The following is a 243-nucleotide window of genomic DNA, read 5'->3' as shown; positions in this document are numbered from 1 at the left end:
CGGTGCGCAAGGGCGGCATCGCCGAACTGCTGCGGCGCACCGACGAATTCGCGGCGCATCTCGGCGAGAACAAACGCGACAACACCTGGATGCCGCTGAGTATCGCCGAACTGAAAGCCACCCAGCGCGAGGCCGACCGCATCATCCGCGAGACCGTGACGATGCCGTCGAAGCCTGACACGCTGACCACGCGCGTCGATGCCGTAGTGCTGCATCCGGTGTTCGGCCTGGTCATCCTTGGAC

1 protein-coding gene is annotated in these 243 nt (G+C 65.4%); it reads left to right on the top strand.

Going from position 1 to position 243, the window contains the following annotated elements:
- Positions 1-243 (top strand): hypothetical protein (locus ELQ04_RS08720; RefSeq protein ID WP_208359029.1); only part of this gene is annotated, 243 nt, incomplete at both ends.

The organism is Campylobacter sp. CH278 (assembly GCF_004378845.1).
Lineage (GTDB): Bacteria > Campylobacterota > Campylobacteria > Campylobacterales > Campylobacteraceae > Campylobacter_D > Campylobacter_D jejuni.
Note: the sequence above shows the minus strand (reverse complement) of the source record. Positions and strands in the feature narration are given on the sequence as shown.